The following is a 24,736-nucleotide window of genomic DNA, read 5'->3' on the forward strand; positions in this document are numbered from 1 at the left end:
GTTGATCATGGGTCAGCAGACCACCGGGTATACAGCAGGCACCGTGGACTGATCCGTACTATGAACCATTTTGACTGGGGGAAGTGGTGTCTGTTCCAGCAACCAACTGGGGGCAAGCCGTGCGGGCAGCCTCTCATCTGCATGGATGGCAGAAAGCGCACGCAACAGCACGCACCCTAACCATCGTAAGATCATGGTATTACCAACAAATACAGGCCTGAGTATGGGGAAAAATATCGCTTTTAGTGGTGCCCAATCTGCCCACGCACCCCTTCACCTTGATGGAAAAAGGCGATGGCCTGCTGGAGTTCATCGGCCTCACTGGACAGCTCTTGGGCCGAAGCTGACATCTCTTCAGCCATGGCAGCATTGCGCTGAATAACCTGATCCAACTGCTGAATGGCCCCGTTAATCTGGTCTGCACCCTGACTCTGTTCGGTGGAAGCGGTGGTAATACCCTGCACAAGCGAGGCGGTCTCTTGAATGGCCGGAACCAACTTCTGCAACAACATACCTGCCTTTTCGGCCACTTCCACACTATTGGTGGCAATACCAGTGATCTCTGCAGCGGCACCTTGGCTACGTTCGGCCAATTTGCGGACTTCTGCGGCAACCACAGCAAACCCCTTGCCTTGTTCACCAGCTCGGGCAGCCTCAATGGCGGCATTGAGTGCCAACAAGTTGGTCTGGCGAGCAATCTCCTCAATAACATTGATCTTATCGGCAATTTCTCGCATAGCCTGCAGCGTTTCTGTCATGGATTCTCCACTCTGTATGGCATCCACAGCGGCATTACGCGCAATCTGTTCTGTCTTGGTGGCATTTTCTGTGGTTTGCATAATGTTAGAAGCCATCTGCTCAATGGCTGCTGAGGTTTGTTCAATAGAAGCAGCCTGCTCCGTAGACCCCTCAGATACCTGATGGGCACTACTGCTGACATTTCGACTGATGCTCACCACACTGTCGCTTACGGCTGTAACGGTACCAATGGTGTGTTGCAGGTTCTTCACCATATGCTGCATCGCACCGTAAATACCCTCTAACTTACGCTGGGAATGGAAGGGGACATCCAAATTACCCTCAGAGACCTGTTGGGCAATATGCATAACGTCCTGAGGCTCCCCACCAATCTGACTAAGAATCTGCCGGGCCATAAGAATACCCAATAAGGTGGCCAGTAAGACGATAAGGGCGGTCATAATCAGTATGCCCCAGAAGGCACGGTTGGCTTCACTACCTAACAGAGCGGCCCGTTCTTTTAGATCATTCGAAAGCCGGTCTTCCACCCCTTTAAGTAGATTGATTTTCGCCGTAATGGTCTTAAACCAGTGGTTGGGGTCGATATCAAACCCCCCTTCATTGGCCTTAGCAAACGCGATGTTCCGTAACCGCTCGACCTCAACAACTTCCGAATTATTCATTTGATTACGGTAAAAAACCGATTGTTCTATATGAACAAAGCCTTGGAAGATACGCATGTAGGTGTTCTGTTCAGAAACCAGAATATTAAACTTGCGGAACATACCCGGACCAAAATTATTCCGAGCAAAGGTATTGGTAATAACAGCCCGTTCAATACCCGCACGCTCTTTGCCCTGGAGAAAATTGACGTAGCCTGCGACTTGTGCCGCAGTTTGTACATCCGCAGCTTGGCGGGACATGGTGCCAATCATATTCAGAAACGCAGCATTCATTTTGGTGTAGTAACCAATAGCCTTACCTGTCGCAATCGACTGACGGTCTACCTGCTGTCGAATGCTCTCTACACCATCCCACAGTTTTAGGGCGCGCTTGAGGGTACGGTTAAACTCATCTCCGTAGAGTTGGGCATTAAAGGTACTGAGATAGGTTTTTAGAGCAGCCGCTTTAACATCACTGCTGCGGTTACGGTGACTGGGCAGCTCAGAGGCAAATTTTTTGCCCTTACTTCCCAAAAATCCTGCCGTCATGCCCCGCTCTTTTTGGGTCTCATGCACTAGGCTACTGGCCCGTACAGCTAAGCCAGAGAGCGCCTCCATAGCAGCCATATTCTGTGAGAGTGTCCGGGCATCCCACACCCCTTTACCCCCAAACCAGAGCAAACCCAGTAGTGGCAACAAGAGAATGATGCCAAATCGACTACTTAGGCTTAAACGGTTCAAAAAATTCATACTGAATACTCCACGAGGCGACACATGCAAACATCTGTATATGGAAGACATAGAGAGCCATCATGCCATAGATGTAAGATTTTCACAGTTTTTTATCAAGAGTGCGGCGGGTCAATGCTTGTTCATCTGGGAAAATAAATTTAGCACCACAACCCCAGATACAATTAAACCAATGCCCAAAACACCTGGCCAATCCACACTCTCCCCCAAAAACAGCACACCAATAATCGTCAGCAAAACAATACCAACCCCCGCCCAAACTGCATAAGCAAAACCCAGTGACAGGGTTTGTAGGGTCAGGCTAAGCAGATAAAAGGCCAGCCCATACCCCACAACCGTGACCGAAGCGGGTACAAACTTGGTAAAGCCTTCACTCAATTTTAGTCCAACACTACCCGCGACTTCACAGATAATGGCCAAAGAGAGGTAGAGATAACCCATCGTTTTTCCCATAGGGGTTGGTTAAAGTAAGAAGTAACGGTATCACATTTTACCCAAGGTCAACGCATTGCCATGATGGAACACCCCACCCCCCTACCCGGCTTGACCATCATTGATGAACCCACACCATCACCAGTGGGGCCACATTGCCTATTTGATGCCAACCCCTTTGAGCAAGGTGAGGCCCAAATGCAGGTTTGGCGAGAGCCCAAACCACGCACCTTACGCGGCATGCGGGTACAAATGGCCCCCAAGGCACAGGCCCACTTAGTGCGCCCCATTGCAGGTACTGTTTGGGTTATGGTGTTGGATTTACGCCGAAGTAGTCCGACATTTAGCCACTGGTATGGTGTGGAGTTGCGGGGGGATGAACCTAAGAGTTTATGGATACCCGAAGCGTGTGCCCACGGCTTTTTAACCTTGGGTGAGAATAATTTGCTACTCTCTTTGGCTTCGGTTAAAGATGAACCCATACTACAACGGGGCATCCGTTGGGATGATCCGCAGTTTGGTATGGCCTGGCCCTATGCACCTGAGGTAATTTCAGAGTTGGATAGTGCCCTGCCGGATACCCCTTTAGATAGCTATTCTGTGTAAAAGAGCGAGAATTCGTGTTTGATCCTGACTACATCAATGCCAACCCCATGGGGCGTCAAACCTGGTGCCAAGTGGACAACAGCCATGCCGCACAAGCCTTAGCCTTATGGCTATTAACCCATGACATTCGCCCAGCTGACAATGCTTTGATCCCACGCATTGTAGAGCTGGTGGCCGAACAGGCTTGCGGGGGCACCACCCCAACACTGGACACCATACGAGATCGCGTTAAACAGATCCGTAAGGCCCGCCCAGAATGGTGGGGAGATGACCCCCGTGAACACCGTTGGGATGAGCGTTTGGTACGCCTGGACAAACTGGCCAAACATACCCTCAAAGCCCAACATGGCCGGGGGAACTCCGCACTAACTTTTGAAGAGTCCTAAAGAGCGCTCTGCCCTACCCCCGGTAAAACGGTGCACGTTTGGAAAGAGCTTACTGAGATAGGGTTTCTCCACACCAAACCAATGGGCAATCTCTGCATAGATCTGCTCAATGGCTGTGGTGGGAATAATCACCCCATCCCCGGCATCCAGATCATTACGATCCCCCAGGGTTAAATCAGGGTAGGATCCAACCACACGCCCCCCCGCCAGGTCAGCCCCCATGACCATGGTATTGCCGCCCCAACCATGATCTGTCCCATTACCATTAGAGGTCAGGGTACGTCCAAAATCAGAACCGGTGAAGGTCACCACCTGATCGGCCAGACCCATCTTCTGCAACGCTTGCTGGAAGGTACCCAAGGCCTCGCTCAGCACCCCAAGCATGGCCGCATGGTTTTGGAGCAGCTCATCATGATGATCCCAGCCGATATACCGTAAGAAAAAGGTCTGCTGCTGATGGTTTAAGCCATCCGCTGCCGCAATACTTCGCGCCACCATGGCCAACTGTTGGGCCAACGGTGTATCGGGAAAATCAACCGGCAGTCGAAAGGGTTGGATGCCACGACGGAAAACCTCATGCTGGGCCTGGGCTTCACGGGTCTGGGACAAGTAGCTTTGTTTAAAAGGGTCCGAGCCATAATCGGTTTGAAGCAACTGTTCAAAGCTGGCCAGCAAAACTTGGTTAAGGGGGGTATCTTCCTCATTAACCACCAGCCCCACACTGCCCTGTTCCTGAATGGAATAATGGCTGGAGCTCACACCATTTTGCATGATGTTACTGCCCGCCAATGAGATATTCATGGGGATCTGGTGGGCAGGACGGTTAGGTTGCAGGGCATCCGCAAAGCTGCCAAACCACCCTTGATTAACCCTTTGGTCCGGGCGGGCACTTTGCCAATGTTTAAACTGATCGGCATGGGAGAGCAGGCCCAAGGGCAGTTTGGCACGCCCACTGTGCATGTCAGCAGCACGGACAGGTTCGATCATGGGCCCACAGTTGGCCACAAAACTGAGCTGTTTCTGGTTAAACAGACGGGCCACATCTGGCATAGCTGGGTGTAGACCAAAGGAACGTCCCTCTTTATCTGTCGCCCCCTTCAGGGGTAACAGCGTCTGGCGGTCCAACGCCAAATTGCTGCGGCTGTTTTGATAAGCCCGGTAGTGATGTTCCGAGGTGGGCACCAACATATTAAAGCTGTCATTCCCCCCATCAAGCATAATAAAGACCAGCGCTTTTTTTTGGGGCTTTAAACCCAATGCGATTGGTTTAGAGGTTGCAAAACTGGGGGCCACGCCCCCTTGCCACATGCCAGCACCGACAGAGAGTGCAGCACCACTTTGCAAAAGGCGACGACGGGTCATCTGGTTCCGTTTCATCCTCAAGCCTCCTGAACGGTAAATTCTGGTGAAATGGTCAACATAAACAGAATGGTCTGTACCACCCAATCTGGACGGTCCTGATAAGAGGAGAACGCCTCTTTGATTTGACCTTTAATGGGCAGCTGTTGCTTACCGGTCAAGAGCAGACTTAAACGATCAATCAGCCCATCATGGCTGGCTGGGTTGGCGGCCAACTGTTGGTAGGGCTTAAGGTTAAGGTTCAGCCGTGCATGGGGTTGTTGCCAAAGGGTATCCGTATCCAGTTCCGGAACGTTGTTTAGGTTGGGATCTGCGCTGATATCCAGACTAACCGCCGGATAGAACCCCCCAAAGAACCAGTAGTACATTAAATTGACGTAGGCGATGGATGTGGCAGAGGTGTGGAGCTCAAAGGCTGGTGCCACCATATTTTTCATCGCCAATGGTCCATGGGGGACAAAATCAGGCTTATAAAAGTTAAACACTGTCGGGGAGGAGAGCGGATGATGCTGCAGTTGATCCAACAACTCATCACCAATCACCCATAAGCGATTGGCACGGTTGTGTACCCCAAAGGCCCGGAGGATCTGTGTCAGACGTAGGGTGGGAGATTTCAGCTTTTGGGACTGAACAACCTTTCCCCCTTCTTGATAACCACTGGGCAAGGTCACCCCACTCACCGGGTGGTGTAGAGGATAGCTCAAGATCGCTTTGATCACGGCTTTCATATCCCCATGTGGGCCAAATTTGGCAGCGACTGTGCGAACATAGTCTGGTGACGGATTGGCTGTAACCAATTGGTTGATCAGCTGACGGGCAATAAAGGGGGCCGTATTGGGGTGGGCGACCAGCTGTGTAATGGCCGACCGAATCTCAGCGGCGCCATCTTGATGACCCCGTAAACGGATACGCCCTTTAAGCAGCTGTTTTGCACCACGATCATGAAAAGCCTCCTCCACAACCATGGGTTTTTGCATGTTTACAAAGGGAACCGTCTTATAGGTCTTATCTATTCCATCTTCAAAAGCAACAGGGTAGCCATTGTATTCTGCCTGCCAAAAGTCCGTCTGCCACGCATACTCATAACTGTCTGCATGTAGTCCCGTAAAGACCCGTGCCAAGGACTTGATGTCCCGATTATCATAGCTGGGTATGGGCTGCCCCTGGGGGTCAAGCTTACGACTACCATCAGCATTTAACGCATACAGGCCAATGGTGAACAGCTGCATGATCTCCCGCGCAAAATTCTCATCGGGGTGAATAGGTTTAAGGGGGTCAGCTTTTTGATTGTTCATGTGGGAGAGATAGACCCCCATACAAGGGTGCATGGCCACATCATAAAGCAGGTCACTATACCGGCCAAAAGCATGGGTATAGAGCAGATCATAATAACTGCCCATACCCACTGCATCCAACTCCAGGTTGGATTGATCAGAGATCACCAATATCTCACTCAGCGCCTGGGCAATACGCTGCCGTAACAGATGTTTTTTCTCGGTAAGGGCCGAATGCCACCATGCCATACGAAAGTACCATTTATAGGGTAAGGCGGGGTTGTTGCCCGACCCATTAATGGCGGCCATGCCATGGCGGTGCAGCAAGCGATCTCTAAAATGGTGCCAGATCTGTTCGGTCTGTTCGGCATAGTGGCTTGGATGGGGGGCTGGCTGATTAAGCTGTTCGGCCAACCATGGCTCAACCCCTACCTGAGCCACGTGAGCAATCACCGCTTCATCGACCCCTAAGGTAGCCTGCATTAAAAAACGGCTTGATTGTGTTAAGGCGTCCATAGACCCTCCTTTATCATCCAAAAAATGGTCAGCCACATCAACACGGTTTGTGTTCCATGACAGCCACATTTGATCGACTATTAACGAAAAGAATTCACGATATTTTATGCTTAATGTTGTTTTCTATCGTAGATATTCTCAATTTCTATGCGGATTGTCGGCTATGTCCGGTGTAAGGAAGCAACCAGCCGTTTGGCGGCTTCTTGGGCAGATGGGCGGTATTGGGTACTCATACCTAAAGGGGACAACGAATCTAAATTGAAGTAGAGCGAAATTATGCCAAAACTCACAGCCCGCAACGCAGCCTCATCAACCTGGGGATAATCCCGCTGAAACAGTTTAAAAAGATCCTCACTAAAGGTGTGCATCCAGTGTTGCATTCTTTTCTGTAAGGCTGGGTTGTGCCCAGCCGAAAAGATTAAGGATTCAATCACCAATACAAAGGCCGCATCGCTATGCTCGACCTCAAACAACCCCTCAATCAGAGCATCCGCCATGTCCGTCGCAGGTAACATCGCCAAAAAACCCCGCCATTGATCCACCGACTGTTCAATGACCCGATCCGCCAGCTTCTCAACCAACGCTTCCCGATTCCCTACATAGTGACGGACCAAAGAGCGTTGTAGGCCAGAGGCTTGAGCAATGTGTTCCAGCGTACTGCCTTCCAGACCATACCGCGCTACACATTGCTGAAATGCCTGAAGGATCTCTTCCGTACGCTCTGCCTTTTTACTCGGCCTTGCCATAGGTGCTCCTATGTTGTCATTTCTGACAATCTATCCCGCATTGAGTTTATTGTCAACTTTGAAAATAAACTCAATGTGTGTTGATCTCACCAACCACCCAAACGCTCTGCTGCATGCCCCAGCAACCACCGGCCCCCGCACAGGTCTCTAAACCCGAATAAAAACCCTGGCTATTCTAAAGGATGAAGAAGCGATAGCTCAGTTGGTACGGCGAGTTAGCGCCATCTTATCCATCATCGGTTGATCAAGATCCAACCTTTACCTTCCACCCTCTGGCACAATGGCGTAAGATGCACGCAACTTTGCGGTAACTCTTGAAAGCCAAAGACCATGAGCGACAAAACAACCCATTTCGGTTTTTCCGATGTTCCCACCAGCGACAAAGTCAAAAAGGTGCGGGATGTCTTTGACTCCGTAGCTTCAAAATATGACCTGATGAACGACCTCATGAGTATGGGCGTTCACCGGGTGTGGAAACGTCAGGCCATTAGCAAGCTGAATATTCAGCCCGGTGACCATGCTCTGGATCTGGCGGGTGGTACAGGTGACTTGGCGCTGTTGATGCAAAAAAAGATGGACCGCAGTGGTCGGGTGACCATTTGCGACATCAACTACAATATGCTTGATCAAGGTCGCCACCGCCTAACCGATGAAGGATGGTTATGTGGTATGGAGTGGGTGCAGGCCAATGCTGAAGAGCTCCCCTACCCCACCAATACCTTTGATGTGGTTACCATTGGTTTTGGTATCCGTAACGTCACCAACATCCCCCAGGCACTTAGTGAGATGCATCGTGTCCTGAAACCAGGCGGTAAGTTGATGGTGTTGGAGTTCTCCAAAATCGCCATCCCTGCCCTGCGCCCCGTTTACGATGTCTACTCCTTTAAGCTGCTTCCTGAAATTGGCCAGATGGTGACCAAGGATCGGGATTCCTACCAATATCTTGTGGAATCCATTCGCATGTTCCCAGATCAAGATGCCTTTAAAGCCATGATCGAGAATGCCGGGTTCCATAATGTACGGTATGAAAATCTTTCCGCTGGTATCTCTGCCATTCATCTGGGTTACAAGGTGTAAAGGCCATGTTTGTAAAGCGACTCGCCGCTCCCCTCGCCCTATTGCCGCAACCTTTTACAGCCGTCGGCCTGGGCGTAACGCTCAATCTGTTCTTTAAGCGCTATCCAGAGCTGAAAGCGCGCCTTCAGGAACTGGCCGGAAAGCTCTTTCACTTTGAGGTGGAAGACCTGAGCCACGACTATTACATGTTGGTGGAGTCTGATGGCCATGTGCGCATCCACACCTACAGTGATAATCCGGTCAATGTCACCATGAGCGGTAGTGCAGAAGCCTTTTTGCAGCTGCTGTTTAATGTGGAAGATCCAGATTCACTCTTCTTTGCGCGCAAACTGAAGATGAGTGGTGAGACCGAAACCGGTCTGCATTTTAAGAATATTCTGGATAATGTAGAGATTGATTGGGAAAAAGAGGCCGCCTTCTTTATGGGCCCTATTGGCGCTAAGGTTGCGGGTGGCTTTGGTGCCCGTTTAAAAGCGCTGCTGGACATGCAAAAAGAGTCCGCAGAGGAGAGCGCAGAGATGTGGTTGGATGACAACCAGATTCCCCGCCGGAATGATGTGGATGATCTACAGGATCTCTGTGAAGAGCTCTCTGAAGATACCTCCGGCCTGGAGCGTCGCCTCACCCGTTTGGACAACCGTCTTAAAATGCGCCAAGCCGCCAACCGTGCGGCAGATTCGGAAGCCTAATCCATGTTGGCAGCTTTTCGTTCTCTGAAACGTTTGTTGGGCATTTGGATGATCCTGGCACAACATAACGTTATGGAGCCCTTTGCCCGACGTTATACCCCCATTCGCCTACTCAGTTGGATGGTCCAACTTAATCCCGTTATCTGGCGTCACTGCCGGCGTACCCCGTTGCATATTCGGCTGCGTCTGGCTTTGGAAGAGCTGGGACCAACCTTTATCAAGTTTGGCCAAACACTCTCTACCCGCTTGGATATTCTACCCGATGAGATTGGGCAGGAGCTTAAGCGGCTGCAAGATGATGTCCCCCCCTTTGATTTAGATACAGTTCGTCAAAGCATTGAACAGGATCTTAAACTTCCTTTGGAAGAGCTGTTTCAATCCTTTGATGAAAAACCGATTGCTTCTGCCTCTATCGCCCAGGTGCATCATGCGGTCACCCATGATGGTGAGCAGGTTGCCGTTAAAGTCTTGCGCCCTGATGTGGCGGCCCGTGTGGAAACCGACATTGGTATGTTGATCTCCATGGCCAATTTGGTGGAAGAGATGATGCCTGAATGGCGACGTCTTAAGCCCCGTGGTGTGGTACGGGAGTTTGCCCGCACCATCCGTAATGAGATGGATTTTCTGGTTGAGGCCTCACGGGCACAAAAGCTCTGGGAGAACGTTAAAGAGCATGAGGGCATGTTAATCCCACGGGTAAACTGGGAATTAACCTCCAGCCGGGTCTTTACCATGGAGTGGATTGATGGTGTCTCCATTGATGATCTCCCCCGCGAGATCCGCCCTGGCCACCCCAACCCTAAAGATGTGGCTGAACGCTTGCTGAGTTCGTTCTTCAAGCAGGTGTTTCATGACGGCTATTTTCATGCGGACCAACACCCTGGCAACATTCTGGTCCGGCAGGATGGGACCGTCGCCTTAATCGATTTTGGGATCGTCTCTCATGTATCCGAAGAGAGCCGTCAGTTCTTAGCCGAGCTGGTCCAGGGCTTTTTGATGCGGGACTATAAAAAGGTAGCCCAGGTTCATCTGGATGCCGGTTATATCCCCCACGATACCGACCTGGATGCCTTTGAAGAGGCTTGCCGTCAAATTGGTGAACCGGTCTTTGGCCAACCGTTAAAAAATATCTCCATTGCCCGCCTGTTGGCCAAACTGTTCAAAACCACCGAACAGTACAACATGGAGGTTCAGCCTCAGTTGCTGCTGCTGCAAAAAACCCTGTTTACTCTTGAAGGTGTTGGCCGGGAGCTCTACCCCGACCTGAATGCCTGGGAAATTGCCGAACCCCTGGTCAAAGCCTGGATGAAAGAGCGCATTGGCCCCAAGGGCCAACTGCTCAAAGTACGTCGACAGATGGAAGAGATGGGGTATTCTCTGGGCGCTGCCCCAGAAATGGCCTTTAAACTGCTGGAAAAGATGGCCAATGATCGGTTCCATCTGCGTCTACACAACAGCTCATTAGAACCCCTACAACGGGAGATCTCCCTGGGGTTTAAGCGGGTTTGGTCGGCGGTTATGGCAGGCTTTCTCTTCCTTGGTGGTGCGGTTATGGCAGCTGCAGGTATGAGCCCCTGGTGGTGGGTACCCCCTTTGGCTCTGGCCTTTATGAGCTTCTTCCGAGTTATCGCCCTGTTATAGGTCCGCACGAACCCAGCCGTATAGCTTGCCAACCTACGCCTGTTCAAGCCTATACCTGATCACACATCCAGGCATTGCATAACACCCAAATATGGGATTAGTGCGATGCCTGGAACTCCCGCAACAGCGCCATCCCTTCTTCTTTAAGTGTCTGCTCAATATAGCGTGTCATGGCCGGTTGGGTGGCTGCCTTAAACTGTTGCAACGCGGCATCGGTGGGGTAGTGGATTTGCATGGTTTTGGCCAAAACCTCCATACTATTGGCAGAGGCCGCTAACTTACGGCTGGCCTTAACCCCTACCTTGGCAGCTTGGGCCAGTGCTGCCCGGTGTGTTGGGGATAACTGAGCCAGATAGGCCGGGTTGGCAATCCAAATATAGGGTGTATAGAGATGGTTGCTTACCGTAAGGTGCGTTTGCACCTCATTAAACTTACCCATCTGTACAATACCCGCCGGATTCATCTGACCATCCACCGTGCCATTGCTTAATGCGGTATAAAGCTCACGCCAACCAATGGTCAAAGGTGTACCACCAAGGCTTTTGATTAAGGTTTGATGACTGCTCAGGCGCATGGTACGAAACCGCAACCCCTGCATATCCTGCGGGGTTCGTATTTCCCGTTGGTGGTTGGTAAAGACAAAGAGCCCCCCGGTATCCCCATACCCCAAGACAGAGACCCCCATCTTCTTTTCAATATCCGCCCCCATGTAACGGCCAAACGGACCATCAAAAACATCATAGGTCTCTTGCAGATCACGAAACCGAAAAGGAAAGTTCAAGATACCAATAAATGGATACGCTTTAGAGAGACCACCCACAGAAACAATGGCCGATTGAATAACCCCTTTTTTTACCAAGTCCACAATTTGTGTCTGGCTACCCAACTGCCCTTTAGGAAAGACTTCAACACGGATCTGATCTTCTGTTAAGTGCTGTAAACGCTGTTTAAAAGCAATGGCCATCGCGCCTGTTGCTGTTTTTTGGGTATTAGCATTGAGATGGGCTAAATAATGTACCTGGGTCTCTGCCCATGCCGCTTGGGAGAAGAAGCAGAGCCCGATCACCCATACCATACCCATTGATCTGTGTAAAAAACGCCTCATCACTTCACCTCCAGCCATTCGGTACCATCCCACGCATCAGAAGGGGGGCTTTGTATAAACTGATCACACCGTTTAAGCATGACTTGAGCAAACGGATCTTTGGGAAAACTCTTGGCATAGATGGTAAACAGCCCTTGTGCCTCTAACCACGATCGTTCCGCATAGCGTGCATAGGCTTGGTTCCACAGCTCCGTACCAGCCCGCCCTTGAGGTGTGGCGGCCAGTGGGTCCTGTTGATCACGAACACCAATCAGTTCATAAATGTACATTGGCTGGGTACTACCAACCGGTACCACACGATCCAATTTACGGAAAATAAATAGCTCGCCGACCTCTTCAACCACCTGTTCCGAGACTAACAGTTCAGTACCGTACTGCTTATTCATGGACTCTAATCGTGCCGCCACGTTGATAATGGATCCAAACGCGGAATACTGCATACGATCAGCAGAACCCACATTACCCACAACAGCTTCACCGGTATGCAGGCCAAAACGGGTAATAAAGGGCTCTTTGTCTTCTAACACAAACTGCTCGGCCAACACCCTGCCCGCCTTATGACAAAGCAGCAAACCTCGGCACCCATGGACCACATGGTTTTCATCCGCCAACGGTGCGTTCCATAAGGCCATGATCGCATCCCCAATAAACTTATCAACGGTCCCGTCAACCCGATGAATGGCCCCTGACATCTGCTGAAAATAGGTCGAGAGGGCATGGACCAACTCTTCAGGCTGCATACCTTCAGAGATGTTGGTAAAGCCTTTGATGTCTGAAAACATCACCGTCAGCGGTTGGCGTCTGGAACCAATACTGGCGTTCTGATTATCTGAAACAATGGCTCTTACCAACTCCTTGGGCACATAGACACTAAAGCTGCTTAAACTCCGCTTCATGGTACGTACGGCATCGGTCAGCTGTAGCACCTCTGAGATCATCGATTTGGTTGAGCAATCCCCCGTAAGATCAAACGCTTGTATACGCTTGGTCTCTTCTACGATCAATTGAATGGGACCGGTCAACAGTTTTGAGAGCATTAAAATGGCAAAAATAGCCAGGGCAATCACCAGTGAACCGGCCAGCAGAATTTTAATGCTGTTGCGTGCAAGGGGGCCGGTTAGTTCATCTTTTCGAACCACAGCACCGACGGTCCAGTACGGGGCTTGTTGCATGGTATGGAACGCCACAATATGGGTCGCTGCATCGGCCCCCAACTCAACTTCAAACTGGGTTTTTTGGTTTTTCCGCCAAGCTTTAACCGCACCTGAAACCAAAGGGTCAGCCACTTGATCAGCTTGCGCCAGTCGAACCTTATCCTCCTCTTGCACAAACCCCAACTCAGGATTGGGGTGCCCCACCAACTGACCTTCTTGATTAATCAGAAAGACCTGACCAGACTCCCCAATGTTGGCATCTCTTAAAAAGCTGGAGAGTTTATCCAAGGTAATATCGGCACCAACCGTACCAATAGAGACGCCACTTTTGGTTCTAACATGTTCTGAAACCGTCAACCCCACCAGACCCGAACTGGCAAATACATAGGCTTTGGAGATTGAAATACCCGACTGTTCTTTGGCTTGGATATACCACGGACGTTTACGGGGGTCATAGTTAGGCAAGCCACGATCCACCGCCAGGGTCTCACCCCATGCTTTGTAGATGATAAAACTGTCCGCTTTGTTACCTGAACTGGCATCCAACAGACGCGCGGCTGATTGAGCACCGGCTGGTAAGGGCTTTTTGGAAGGCCCCAAACTTTTAAGGGAAGGGGGTAACTGGATGGTTTGGTAGAAGTGCCCTGTGGCGTCATACCCCACATAAAGACTGTAGACTTGAGGCAACGAGGCAAGCTGACGATGGAAATAACCCAAGCCATCTACGCTCTGTAAACGTCCCTGATCGGTCCGAACCAGCTCCGTTGTTGCCTGTACCACACGCGCAACAGGTGCAATTAAATGTTCGACATCCCGGCTGATACGCTGGGTGGAACGCTGCATAAACTCCGTTACTGTGCTGAGAATATGGGTACTGTTGCTCATATAGAGATAGCTCACCAGACCTGTGGTAAGCGTAATCATAACGGTGGCAAACGCCACAGCAATGCCAACCCGTAATTTGATCTTGTGATCCGTACCCATAACATCTTCCTTTTTAAACCATAATGGAGAACCAAACTCCGCCCGGCCTTTTATGAACCAGTCAGATCATGGGGCCACACCCAACCAAACCTTGGAACGTCACTAAGACGGTGATAAAGGTTGTTAAGGCTATGGATAGAAAGAGGGATATTTTTACCAACCACCCCCATGTGGGGAAGAAAGTTTACGTGCTTTATGCTTGAAGGTCTATACAACAATACTTTGTAACATTATGTTATTTAGAATATTTTAGTACGGTTTAAGGCCATTGAATTGCAAGATTTTAAGACCACATGATTGAAAAAACTCACTAAGTTTATCTATATACCATGTCATTCATTCTCTTTAAAAACCTGCTGGACCCGCTTTATTTATTTTGTATCTTTTTATAACAATGGCATAGGCGACCCAAAGAGTTGAATATATGGTGGCAAAAACACCCGCCCAACCCAGAACACAACATCCTTGCAGAGGCAGCTTTGACCTCGATCAAGTTTTAAAAAAGGTGTCGACAAGTGGGAATACGCAGTCGATTTAGAGCCTATAGAGAGCATGTCTCTTTTTGGATAATAGGTACACTTTTGCTGATAATACAGACTCTTGTGATTTTTTAGATCACCTAAATTCATGCCACGGCTCTATAGGGCCTTCAAGCACTTGACCCTGTCTCTACTGTTCCCCCCATCACCGCAGTCAAATACGCTCTGCTACAAAGCTCTATACACCTTATGATTTTTCTCAAATAGTCCTATGACTTATAGGGTATGATTGTCGATCATGCTCCCCCACCATTCCTACAGACAAAGTGAGGTGGCTGCCTGAATACCAGTAGATCAGGTTGAACCCACACATGGCTAAGGCCGTACGCCATCGGTTCTATGAAGTTTGCTCGTGAACCTCCATTAAACCAAGGAGAAGTATGGCTGGTTTAGAGCGATCAACCCGCCAGAACCCATACACGATTAATGGGCACGGTCGTAAGAGAAGGTAAGCCGTGACAAGCACACACAGCTATCCCTCTCATTCGGCATGGTAGGCTCTTACCATGCCGAATGAGAGGGATAGAATGTTCGACCTACCCGCTAAAAAAGCAGCCTATTCAGCCCTTTTTCTTACGCTTTTTCTGATACACCTTACGCGGAAAAAGATCAGCTTTACGACTCACCACCCGATCGGTGAAGAGCTTACCCTCCAGATGGTCCATCTCATGTTGCACCACACGGGCCTCAAAGCTGGTAAAGTGAATGACCTGCTCATCGCCATGACGATCCTGAAATTGCACCGAAACATCCGTCGCACGCATGACATTACCGGTATAATCAGGCACCGACATACACCCTTCTCGTGCGGTGTCCATGCCCTCCCAGCTTAAAATTTCCGGGTTGCACATAATCAGCTCACCATGGTGATCCTCGGGTGGCTTCCGGGCCAAACCACAGTTGACCACCACCATGCGTATGGCTTTGTTCACCTGGGGAGATGCCAGCCCCACACAGCCAGGGGCATGCTCAGTGGTTTCAATAAGATCATCAACAAAGTTCTGAAACTCAGGATCGCTAAAATCCTCAGGCTCCAGGGTCCGACAAGGCTGTAGCAAGCGCTCATCGGGATAGACCAATACATCCAAAATCGCCATGATGGACTCTTTTTACAGTTCAAAAACATCACCAGCACGCAGAGAGATCTCCACATGCAGACGGGAAGCCAGCTCACCAAGAGCGGTACGTAAAACCTCAGGCTCTTTGACCGCTTCAACCTCAATATTAATGATATAGATGGGTCGCCCTGGCACACCACCGGTGTGGGTATGCATATCGACAATATTCACCGACTTATCGGCCAGAAGTTGGGCCACATGGTAGACAATACCTGGACGGTCAGCCCCTAAGACATTAATGAGAAAGCTCTCTTCCTCATCCACATCCTCTGGCTCTTCAACCTGGGCTTCGGTGAGCTCTGTAATGAGATGGGCCAGCTCAAAACGTATAACCACCGGCTTGAGTTTGGCCTCCAACTTTTCACAGATCACATCTTCTGGGGGACTGAGTACCAGCATGATGGTAAATTGACCGGAAAGCCGGGTCATGCTGGAGTCCTCAATATTGCAGCCGGTTTCAAACAGTACCCGGGTTACCTCTGCCACAATCCCTGGACGATCCTGACCGGACAGTTGCAATAATACATATTTTGCCATGGCGCGACCCTTGCTTATTGAAGGATGGAAGACCATCATAGGCAGCAACAGACCAATGCTAACACATGCTGTTTTTGCCGGATGTATCTTTTATAAACCATTGAAAGTCGTCACACTTTCATAGGGCATGCGGCATGTTATCGGTTAACCCTGGACGGGAAAAACCGAAAAAACATTGGCACGCAGGCCCAGCCGTTGTCAAAAAACGGATGCACAGAATAACGCAGGCGCACAGGGGGTTAAAGCGGAAACGCACCACCCACGTCGCTGCAAGAAACCGTACCGGCAAGGGTACGGTCGGATCCTAAGGATAGGGAGCCTTTGCCATGAGTGGCGCAATCAGTCGTGAACAGCAGTTTCTCATCAACTTCGGCGGCATCATTATGGTGCTGATCGTTGGTGTGGTGGTTTATCAAATGTTTACCGGTGGCGGTGATGTCATGCTGGCGGACATGAGCCCTCAACGCCCCGTGGTGCAGGTGACCCGGCCAGGTGGTGAAGGGCTGGAAGTGAATAAGGATGCTGGCAGCCAACCAAAATCCTGGCTGGACTCCAAGCAACCAGCACGCATTTTTTCACCCCCTGCACAAAACCCTGCCCCCCAAAAAGTAGAGCCTCCTGCCGATCAGGTACGCAGCATTAAAGCCCCAGCTGAACTGCAAGCCAGCTGGAATGGCCAACCCCTGAAACCTCTGCGCCAGGATGAGATGAATTTATCCCCCACCAAAACCCCGGCTGGTACACAATCGGTATCGGTCATGGAAGGTGGACGGGCCACAGGTGCACAAATGCCTAAAAACAAGCCTGAACCCGTGGTTCCTGCCCCTCCCGCGTTCAAGCCTGCCCCGCTGTCGGTGGCACCCCGTAAAGTACGGTTGAGTGCCCCACAAGCCCCCGTACCTGTACCGAGCCGTCAGGTGACACAGATACGCCGACCTGCCCCCACACAGGCGGTTCGTAACCAGGCACCCGCACAGGTTCAACCACCGCGTCGTGCCCCCATACAACCAGCGTATACCATGCCCCCTCAGGTGGCAAAGACACCCTCTTTACCCAGCATGAGGCCCATACAACCAAACCGTGCCCCCGCACAGACTTTCCGAATTCCACCACAAAATGTGGCTCCAGCAGCCCCAAGGGGTGGATACTCGGTGCAAGTCAGTTCATTCTCAGATAATATGCGTGCCAGTGGGCTACGTCAGCGGTTAGGATCGTTACCCTTTAATGGTCAAAATCTGCCGGTTCATGTAACCACCGCAGCGGTTAAAGGGAAAACCTACTATCGGGTTCGACTGGGCCCCTTCCCCAACCGGGAAGTCGCCAATCAGGCGCGCCTCTATTTACAGCAACGCACAGGTCAGAGCGGCCAGATCGTCGCACCTGGCCGGTAATCACCCGACCGGAATCCATTCAGCTTCCAGTCGGTCAATTGAAAGTGTTCCATGGCTCGACTGGAAGTTGAAAATATTCATTACGGGTTTGGTCGGCATAAGGTCCTAAAAGGGATCAATCTCACCGCAGATGATGGGGACTGCCTGGTCCTCTTTGGTGTCAACGGTGCGGGCAAATCTACCTTTCTTAATATTCTCGCCTTACGTTATCGGCAAAAAAAGGGATCCTACCGCCTTAATGGACAAGAGGTGTGGGACGATCCGGATCATAGCCGCAGTCAAATGGTGACCATTGGCCACCATAGTCATCTCTATGGTCATCTCACCCCATTGGAAAATCTGCAGTTCTTTGCGGATATGCGGGAACTTGAACTCTCCGATGAGCAGATCAAACAGACCATTCGCGATGTCGGTTTAAGCCGCTTTATACACCGCCCTGTGCGGGGCTTTTCAGCTGGCATGCGCAAACGGGTGGCCCTGGCACGGGTACTGTTGGCTAAACCTCCCTTACTACTGCTGGATGAACCTTATTCTGCTCTGGATCACCAGGGTGTGGTGTGGTTAAACAAAATCCTCAATCAATACATTAAAGATGGCGGCACCCTGATCATTGTGACCCATGATCCAGATCGTGTGTCTGCGCTCCCCTATCAGGCCTATCGGGTGAGCAAAGGATTACTCATGCCCGACACGGTGGATGCCGACTTTAGTGAAGAAGAGGAGATGCAGATATGTTAAAGGCTGCTTACCGCATCGCCTGGAAAGATGTCATGGGGGATTTCCGCCGTCGGGCCACCCTCTCATCTATGCTCTTTTTTGCCATTTCAGTGTTGGTCGTGTTTCAGGCCGCATTGGAACCCAACCGGGTTGAGGCCTTGCGCCTTATGCCGGGTCTGTTGTGGATTACAGTACTCTTTACCTCTCTGGTCGGTTTAGGCCGTGTATTCCAAGCTGAAGAGGAAGATGGCGCACTGGAAGGGCTGTTAATGTCACCGGTGCCAAGAGGAATTATCTTCCTTGGAAAATGGTGGGGGAACCTAATCCTGACCATTTTGGTCGAAATTCTGCTGCTACCCATGATGATGATCTTGCTCAATGTGGATGCATGGGATAGGGTGCATCTTATCTTCGGCATTCTGTTGCTGGGAACATTGGGTCTAACTGGGCTTGGCGTACTGCTTGCCGCCATGACCCAAACCGCCCGTTCTCGGGAGACATTGCTGGCACTGCTGCTGATTCCACTGGTGGTGCCCCTGCTGATTGCCGGCGTACAAGCAACCTCTGCCGTTATTGGAACGGTGGCTGACAGTGCTTCATGGTTGCAATTGATGATAATTTTTGATGTGGTCTACCTTTCTCTAGTGCCCTGGGCCTTCGGTTGGCTGGTGGAGGAGTAATGTTCAAGGATTTAAGTAAGATTCAACGCCTGCTTGGCTTCGCATTTATTGGCGTATTGCTGGCAGGTTTGGGGCTGGTATGGAGTGCCCCGGCAGACTTTCAACAAGGATATTCGGTACGCATTCTCTATGTGCATGTACCTTCAGCAAAAATGGCACTTTTGTGCTATATCGCTCTAACCATCTCCAGTATCTGGGTATTGGCACGTGGTTCTGAAAGAGCGGATATCTTCTCCGAAGCCATGGTTGGTGTGGGTGCTGCCTTTACGGCCTGTACCCTGGCATCTGGCTCCATCTGGGGTAAACCCATGTGGGGAACCTGGTGGGCTTGGGATGCACGCCTGACCTCTATGTTGGTGTTGCTCATCATCTATGTGGGTCTTATGGCGCTACGTGGTGCGTTTGATGATCCACGCAAAGCAGCCAAGGCCACGGCGGTTATGGCGATTATTGGTGCCGTAGACCTGCCCATTATCCACTTCTCTGTAAAATGGTGGCGTACCCTCCACCAGCCCCCATCCTTTGATGGGGCATCCGGCATGATCCATATCGATAAGTCGATGTTGCTGCCTTTGGGCAGTATGACCGCTGCTTTTATGTTGCTGGTGACTTATCTGCTGGTTCTACGTTATCGTATGGTCTCCATGCGCCGTAGACTGGAAGAGCTGGAAACAGAGGGGATTGAATAATGGAATATATGGAGTATGTCATCGGCGTGTATGGTGTCATTACCGCTATTCTTGGTGGTGCTGCAGTTCTGTGGCGTAACCAATTAAAACAGCTCAAACAACGTTTGGAAGAAGAACAGGAGGCTCAGACCGATGAAGGGTGATTATAAAGAGCGGATGCGCAAAAAAAAGCTGATGCTGATCGCAACACTGGTTTTGGTAGGCGGCGCCCTACTGACCCTGGTGTTCCAATCCTTCACCGGCGCCATGGTTTACTTCCACACCCCGACTGAGATGGTGGAAAAATCCACTGATCTGGTGGGTAAAAAAGTACGCATTGGTGGTATGGTCCAAGCAGGTACCTTAAAACGCAAAGAGGGTACCCTGGAGATCAGTTTTGATGTCACCGATGGTGAGACCATGATCCCGGTCTACTACAAAGGGGTTACCCCGGATCTGTTCCGGGAAGGTCAGGGCGTTGTGGTTGAAGGTGAATGGGAGAGCAAAACACTCTTCACAGCCCACACCATTCTGGCTAAACATTCCGAGGATTATATGCCGGTTGAGATGTCCGAAGAGGCCATCAGTAAATCCCGCGAAAATATCCTCAAATCTCTGCAATAACAAACCGAGCGTCTGTTTCGAGCATGTCTAGCAGATCATAGGTGTCTCAACCCTGGCTGATCTTGAATTGGCCAGGGTTTGACCACATTTTAGCCAAGACATACGCTTTAAACAGACGATAGCATCGGCCTGCTGGAGCCGTGAACTATGTGGATTGAAGTTGGACATTTTGCCGCCATTTTGGCGTTGGTTCTTAGTGTGACACAGATGGTTGCCCCCATGGTGGGCATCCGTACGGGTCAGCTGGCATGGATACGGGTTGGACGTTACAGCGCTTTTGCTGTCTTTGGCTTGCTGACCATAGCCAGTGCCACCCTCATTCATGCCTTTATGACCCACGATTTTTCCGTGACATATGTGGCACAGAATTCATCTTTGAAGCTGCCGACCTTCTATCTGGCCACAGCTATGTGGGGAGGCCATGAAGGCTCCTTGCTGCTATGGGCCTGGTTGATGTCCTTCTTCATTGCCGTTGCCGCATGGAAACACTGGAAGACACACTCTGTCTCCATGCCCTGGGTACTGATGATCCTGGGTGGTGTTACCTTAGGTTTCCTCTGTTTGGTTCTGCTGCTCTCATCCCCCTTTGAGCGCCTGCTGATGATCCCACCTGATGGCCGGGATCTAAACCCCCTGTTGCAAGACCCAGGTATGGTCTTCCACCCCCCCTTCCTCTATCTGGGGTATGTGGGCTTTGCGGTACCTTACGCCTTTGCCATGGCCGCTTTGATCACAGGCCAAGCCAAGGATGAGTGGATTTTGGCCACCCGTCGTTGGACCCTGTTTGCATGGACCATGTTAACCACCGGTATTGTTTTTGGTGCCTACTGGGCCTATTACGAGCTGGGCTGGGGTGGCTACTGGGCTTGGGACCCGGTGGAAAATGCCTCCTTTATGCCATGGTTAACCGGTACCGCCTTTTTGCACTCGATCATGGTGCAAGAACGAAGGCAGATGTTTAAAGTCTGGAATTTATTCCTGATTATTACCACCTTCTCACTCTCGTTGCTGGGTACCTTCTTGGTCCGTTCGGGGGTTTTAAGTTCCGTGCACGCCTTTGCGACCGATCCTGGTCGAGGCATGTACATCCTTGGCTTTATGGCGGTAATGCTGCTGTTTAGCTTTGGTATTCTGGTTTGGCGTTCGGAAGCCCTTAAAGCTGATAACCGTATGGATGCCGTGGTATGCCGCGAAAGCACCTTCCTGTTCAACAACCTGTTCCTGCTGGTGGGTGCCATTACCGTACTGTTGGGCACACTCTACCCCTTGGCGCTTGAAGCATTTGCCGGTGCCAAGGTGACCGTTGGCCCGCCTTACTTCAACAAAGTCTTCATTCCCGTCATGTTGGGTCTGCTGTTGTTGATGGGCATGGGCCCACTGATTTCCTGGCGCCGCGCGGCACAGGGTCAGTTAAAGAAGAACTTTGTCATTCCCGCCATTTTAGCGGTGGTGGGTATTCCCATTGCGCTGTTCTTGGGGATCGACCACCCTTACGCCATTGTGACCGTGATGTTGATTATGTTTGTGGGCTCCTCCCACTTTATCGACTTCAAACGTGGTGTCCATTCACGCATGCAGTCTGGGAGCAGCAACCCCTTCTCAGCCATTTGGCGGATGGTTGGGCGCAATAAGCGACGCTATGGCGGCTTGACGGTGCATATCGGTATTTTGGTCATGTGTGCTGGCTTTATTGGCAGTGGCATGTTCCAAGAGGTACAGACCGTTATCATGCAGCCTGGTGATAAGGTAAAGCTCTCTGGTTGGGAGCTCACTCTGGACCGCTACCACAAGGTACGTAAAGATAACTGGACCGCGACAGAGGCCGTTATTATTGCTGTTCGGGAAGATGGCCACAGTGTGACAGCCACCCCCCAGAAGCGTAAGTATGATAACCATGAAATGGAGACCACAGAAGCTTCGATCTTCAGCTATTTCTGGGAAGATCTCTATGTGGTTTTAGGTGACCGAATTCCTGGCAGAGGATGGGCGATCAAGGCTTACCGTAACCCTCTGATTGGCTGGGTATGGTATGGATCCTTTATCATTGCCTTGGGCGCCATTGTTGCACTGTTCCAGGGTCGCCGTTTAAAGAAAACCCAGGAGGCTAATTAATCGTGGGTAAATTATGGAAATTCATTCTGTTAGGCTCCATTGTACTGATTCTGGTACTCATGGGGTTGGGGTTGGGGCGGGATACCAAAAAGATCCCCACGGCGTTGCTTGAAAAACCTGCACCTATCCTACGTGGTCCTGCTTTAGCCGGCACAGATACCATTGATATTGCCGACTACAAAGGCAAATGGATTCTGGTTAATTTCTGGGGCTCTTGGTGTGGGGCCTGTGTGGGTGAGCATCCTGAGTTGATGCGCCTGGACCGCCTAATCAAAGAACGGGATGATTTTGCTGTCATTGGTGTGGACTACAAAGATACCCGCCGCGGCGCCATGGCTTTTTTACGGCGCCACGGTACCCCGAGCTACCCCATGGTTTTTGACCCTGATCAGAAGGTGGCCATTGAATGGGGTATTGTCCGCGCACCGGAGAGTTATCTGGTTAACCCCGATGGGATGATTATTAAAAAAGAGTATGGCCCGTTGGTACGTAACTGGTTCAACACCGTCGCTCTACCTTTAATAGAAGCCTATAACGCTAAGAAAAAGCCGGGGGCATCGTGATGCGTCATCTACTTCAGTGGAGCATGTGTGTACTGGCACTGCTGGTGGTCACCCCGGTTATGGCACAAGAAGCTGAACCGGCCAAACAGGGTACGGTTAAGGCTGAAGATCCACGGGAGTCCCTGGTCCGTAAGATCGCTTCTGAACTTCGCTGCGCGGTTTGCCAGAGTCAGTCGGTGTATGACTCCAACTCTGGTCTGGCCAAAGATATGCTGAAGGTGGTGCGCGATAAAGTACATGCCGGTGAGCAAGAGGATGATATTCGTCGCTACTTCCTGGAGCGCTACGGCGACTATATCTATATGGAACCGGTGATGAACAGCCGTAATATGGCGTTGTGGGCAGGCCCTTTTGCGGCACTGTTGTTTGGCGCCTTCGGGTTATGGTTTGCCATTCGTAATTGGTATAATCCAAACACCAAGTCTGCATCCAAAGCGGATAAAAATAGTGATGAAGCAACCAGCGGGGATATGAAATCCCGTATTCAAAAAGAGCTGGATAGCATCGATATGTAAGGTATGCCTTCACCCGTACCCTCTATGCGATAACGCGAGAGGGTGCGGGTGTTGACCCCTTTGTTTGACCTACCTTTGTTTATTCCTCGACTTATCTCGATCATGTCAGCGAACCTTTATTGAGGTTAGATCTCGCATCAAAGTTAACAGCTCTTTCAACTTTGATCTCTCTGACCATGCATACAAGGTAAGCGGTCTTTCCTTCAGGACGCCCAATGGCTGAACCCAACACACCACAATGGACCGCTCGCACCATCCTACAGTGGACCACCGACTGGTTAGGAAAACAGGGCGTGGACTCTCCTAGACTGGATGGAGAGTTGCTACTGGCTCATGCACTGGATATACGCCGCTTGGATCTGTTTTTAGATCCCGACCGTCCACTGACACCAGATGAACTGGCCAGCTATAAAGCATTAATCAAACGCCGGGCCGCTCGGGAACCGGTCGCATATATCCTAGAGAAGCGGGCTTTTTTGCATTGGGATTTAAAGATTACCGCAGGGGTCTTAATTCCCCGTCCAGAAACCGAACATCTGGTTCAAGCTGTCATTGACCATTTTGAAGCGCAAAATGCAGCACCAACCAAGCTGTTGGATATTGGCACGGGTTCGGGTGCTATTGCCCTGGCACTGCTTGATCACTTTAAAGAGGCGACAGGGATCGGTGTAGACCTCTCAGAACACGCTTTAACCTGCGCCAAAGCCAATGCAGAGCTATTGGGCCTACAGACACGCAGTCAATGGCTTAAAAGCGATCTGTGTGCAGCGCTTACAGAGGAGACACCGTTTGATCTGATCCTCTCCAACCCCCCCTACATCAACCATGACGTCATCCAAACCTTAGAGCCTGAAGTAAAGGATTGGGAGCCCATATTGGCACTGGATGGGGGTATGGATGGTATGGATATCTATAATCGTTTGGTTCCAGATGTGGTCAAACGCCTTAATACAGGCGGCTTATTGGCGGTTGAAATTGGCCACGATCAAGGCCAGCGTGTGCATGATTTGATGCAAAACCATGGTTTAAAAAATATCCAGATCCTCAAAGACTATGCCCAACACGATCGTGTGGTCATGGGGTCACGATAGGGATCTTACTCTGAGCTAACACAGTGTGACCATACGCATAGGCCACCCTGTACAACGATCTT

At 50.7% G+C, this 24,736-nt stretch carries 24 protein-coding genes; 15 read left to right on the forward strand and 9 right to left on the reverse strand.

Going from position 1 to position 24,736, the window contains the following annotated elements; all coding sequences use genetic code 11:
- Nucleotides 1-242: 242 nt before the first annotated feature.
- Nucleotides 243-2,150, reverse strand: a complete 1,908-nt coding sequence (locus V5T57_RS01850; protein WP_332889452.1) for a methyl-accepting chemotaxis protein — start codon at nucleotides 2,148-2,150, stop codon at nucleotides 243-245.
- A gap of 111 nt (nucleotides 2,151-2,261) precedes the next feature.
- Nucleotides 2,262-2,591: a DMT family transporter gene (locus V5T57_RS01855; RefSeq protein ID WP_332889454.1), complete on the reverse strand. Its 330-nt coding sequence runs from the start codon at nucleotides 2,589-2,591 to the stop codon at nucleotides 2,262-2,264.
- Between the two features lie 72 nt (nucleotides 2,592-2,663).
- Here V5T57_RS01855 and V5T57_RS01860 point away from each other — a divergent pair, with 72 nt between their 5' ends.
- Complete coding sequence (locus V5T57_RS01860) at nucleotides 2,664-3,188, forward strand: dTDP-4-dehydrorhamnose 3,5-epimerase family protein (protein ID WP_332889455.1); 525 nt, start codon at nucleotides 2,664-2,666, stop codon at nucleotides 3,186-3,188.
- Between the two features lie 14 nt (nucleotides 3,189-3,202).
- Nucleotides 3,203-3,574 carry a hypothetical protein gene (locus V5T57_RS01865; RefSeq protein WP_332889456.1) on the forward strand — a complete coding sequence of 124 codons (372 nt, stop codon included), beginning with the start codon at nucleotides 3,203-3,205 and terminating at the stop codon, nucleotides 3,572-3,574.
- Here V5T57_RS01865 and V5T57_RS01870 read toward each other — a convergent pair.
- The 3 genes from V5T57_RS01870 to V5T57_RS01880 all read right to left on the reverse strand — a co-directional run bounded on the left by V5T57_RS01870 (nucleotide 3,554) and on the right by V5T57_RS01880 (nucleotide 7,469).
- Nucleotides 3,554-4,951: a DUF1501 domain-containing protein gene (locus tag V5T57_RS01870; RefSeq protein ID WP_332889457.1), complete on the reverse strand. Its 1,398-nt coding sequence runs from the start codon at nucleotides 4,949-4,951 to the stop codon at nucleotides 3,554-3,556. The genes V5T57_RS01865 and V5T57_RS01870 overlap by 21 nt on opposite strands.
- Nucleotides 4,952-4,953: 2 nt before the next feature.
- Complete coding sequence (locus tag V5T57_RS01875; RefSeq protein ID WP_332889458.1) at nucleotides 4,954-6,723, reverse strand: DUF1800 family protein; 1,770 nt, start codon at nucleotides 6,721-6,723, stop codon at nucleotides 4,954-4,956.
- A gap of 161 nt (nucleotides 6,724-6,884) precedes the next feature.
- Nucleotides 6,885-7,469 (reverse strand): TetR/AcrR family transcriptional regulator, encoded by a 585-nt coding sequence (locus V5T57_RS01880; RefSeq protein ID WP_332889459.1) that lies wholly within the window; start codon nucleotides 7,467-7,469, stop codon nucleotides 6,885-6,887.
- Nucleotides 7,470-7,799: 330 nt separating this feature from the next.
- Here V5T57_RS01880 and ubiE point away from each other — a divergent pair, with 330 nt between their 5' ends.
- The 3 genes from ubiE to ubiB are packed head-to-tail and all read left to right on the forward strand — an operon-like array spanning nucleotide 7,800 to nucleotide 10,876.
- A complete protein-coding gene (ubiE, locus tag V5T57_RS01885; protein ID WP_332889460.1) occupies nucleotides 7,800-8,546 on the forward strand; it encodes a bifunctional demethylmenaquinone methyltransferase/2-methoxy-6-polyprenyl-1,4-benzoquinol methylase UbiE in 747 nt (248 codons plus the stop codon).
- A gap of 5 nt (nucleotides 8,547-8,551) precedes the next feature.
- Nucleotides 8,552-9,235: a ubiquinone anaerobic biosynthesis accessory factor UbiT gene (ubiT, locus tag V5T57_RS01890; protein WP_332889461.1), complete on the forward strand. Its 684-nt coding sequence runs from the start codon at nucleotides 8,552-8,554 to the stop codon at nucleotides 9,233-9,235.
- 3 nt (nucleotides 9,236-9,238) lie between these two features.
- On the forward strand, nucleotides 9,239-10,876 hold the full coding sequence (gene ubiB / locus V5T57_RS01895) for a 2-polyprenylphenol 6-hydroxylase (protein WP_332889462.1): 1,638 nt from the start codon (nucleotides 9,239-9,241) through the stop codon (nucleotides 10,874-10,876).
- A 97-nt stretch (nucleotides 10,877-10,973) separates the two neighbouring features.
- Here ubiB and V5T57_RS01900 read toward each other — a convergent pair whose 3' ends face one another.
- The 4 genes from V5T57_RS01900 to V5T57_RS01915 form a co-directional block, all read right to left on the reverse strand.
- Nucleotides 10,974-11,981, reverse strand: coding sequence for a DctP family TRAP transporter solute-binding subunit (locus V5T57_RS01900; RefSeq protein WP_332889463.1), 1,008 nt, complete (start codon nucleotides 11,979-11,981; stop codon nucleotides 10,974-10,976).
- Nucleotides 11,981-14,119, reverse strand: a complete 2,139-nt coding sequence (locus V5T57_RS01905) for an adenylate/guanylate cyclase domain-containing protein (RefSeq protein ID WP_332889464.1) — start codon at nucleotides 14,117-14,119, stop codon at nucleotides 11,981-11,983. Before V5T57_RS01905 ends, V5T57_RS01900 begins: the two co-directional genes overlap by 1 nt.
- Nucleotides 14,120-15,218: 1,099 nt before the next feature.
- Complete coding sequence (def, locus tag V5T57_RS01910) at nucleotides 15,219-15,755, reverse strand: peptide deformylase (protein WP_332889465.1); 537 nt, start codon at nucleotides 15,753-15,755, stop codon at nucleotides 15,219-15,221.
- A 12-nt stretch (nucleotides 15,756-15,767) separates the two neighbouring features.
- A complete protein-coding gene (locus tag V5T57_RS01915; RefSeq protein ID WP_332889466.1) occupies nucleotides 15,768-16,313 on the reverse strand; it encodes a glycine cleavage system transcriptional repressor in 546 nt (181 codons plus the stop codon).
- A 326-nt stretch (nucleotides 16,314-16,639) separates the two neighbouring features.
- On the opposite strand from V5T57_RS01915, the gene V5T57_RS01920 reads away from it, so the two are divergent.
- The 10 genes from V5T57_RS01920 (at nucleotide 16,640) to prmC (ending at nucleotide 24,674) form a co-directional block, all read left to right on the forward strand.
- Entirely contained in the window at nucleotides 16,640-17,704 is a 1,065-nt protein-coding gene (locus V5T57_RS01920; RefSeq protein WP_332889467.1) for an SPOR domain-containing protein, read from the forward strand.
- 51 nt (nucleotides 17,705-17,755) lie between these two features.
- Entirely contained in the window at nucleotides 17,756-18,442 is a 687-nt protein-coding gene (ccmA, locus tag V5T57_RS01925) for a heme ABC exporter ATP-binding protein CcmA (protein WP_332889468.1), read from the forward strand.
- Nucleotides 18,436-19,101, forward strand: a complete 666-nt coding sequence (locus V5T57_RS01930) for a heme exporter protein CcmB (protein WP_332889469.1) — start codon at nucleotides 18,436-18,438, stop codon at nucleotides 19,099-19,101. The genes ccmA and V5T57_RS01930 overlap by 7 nt, the downstream gene beginning before the upstream one ends.
- Entirely contained in the window at nucleotides 19,101-19,790 is a 690-nt protein-coding gene (ccmC, locus tag V5T57_RS01935) for a heme ABC transporter permease CcmC (RefSeq protein ID WP_332889470.1), read from the forward strand. Before V5T57_RS01930 ends, ccmC begins: the two co-directional genes overlap by 1 nt.
- The gene (locus tag V5T57_RS01940) at nucleotides 19,790-19,933 is read left to right on the forward strand and encodes a hypothetical protein (RefSeq protein ID WP_332889471.1); all 144 of its coding nucleotides are present in this window, start codon (nucleotides 19,790-19,792) and stop codon (nucleotides 19,931-19,933) included. Before ccmC ends, V5T57_RS01940 begins: the two co-directional genes overlap by 1 nt.
- The gene (ccmE, locus tag V5T57_RS01945) at nucleotides 19,923-20,393 is read left to right on the forward strand and encodes a cytochrome c maturation protein CcmE (protein WP_332889472.1); all 471 of its coding nucleotides are present in this window, start codon (nucleotides 19,923-19,925) and stop codon (nucleotides 20,391-20,393) included. The genes V5T57_RS01940 and ccmE overlap by 11 nt, the downstream gene beginning before the upstream one ends.
- A 147-nt stretch (nucleotides 20,394-20,540) precedes the next feature.
- The gene (locus tag V5T57_RS01950; RefSeq protein ID WP_332889473.1) at nucleotides 20,541-22,505 is read left to right on the forward strand and encodes a heme lyase CcmF/NrfE family subunit; all 1,965 of its coding nucleotides are present in this window, start codon (nucleotides 20,541-20,543) and stop codon (nucleotides 22,503-22,505) included.
- A 2-nt stretch (nucleotides 22,506-22,507) separates the two neighbouring features.
- On the forward strand, nucleotides 22,508-23,068 hold the full coding sequence (locus V5T57_RS01955; RefSeq protein ID WP_332889474.1) for a DsbE family thiol:disulfide interchange protein: 561 nt from the start codon (nucleotides 22,508-22,510) through the stop codon (nucleotides 23,066-23,068).
- On the forward strand, nucleotides 23,068-23,583 hold the full coding sequence (locus tag V5T57_RS01960; protein ID WP_332889475.1) for a cytochrome c-type biogenesis protein: 516 nt from the start codon (nucleotides 23,068-23,070) through the stop codon (nucleotides 23,581-23,583). Before V5T57_RS01955 ends, V5T57_RS01960 begins: the two co-directional genes overlap by 1 nt.
- A gap of 215 nt (nucleotides 23,584-23,798) precedes the next feature.
- Nucleotides 23,799-24,674 (forward strand): peptide chain release factor N(5)-glutamine methyltransferase, encoded by an 876-nt coding sequence (gene prmC, locus V5T57_RS01965; RefSeq protein ID WP_332889476.1) that lies wholly within the window; start codon nucleotides 23,799-23,801, stop codon nucleotides 24,672-24,674.
- The last annotated feature ends 62 nt before the right edge of the window (nucleotides 24,675-24,736 follow it).

The sequence above is a fragment of the Magnetococcus sp. PR-3 genome (assembly GCF_036689865.1).
GTDB lineage: Bacteria > Pseudomonadota > Magnetococcia > Magnetococcales > Magnetococcaceae > Magnetococcus.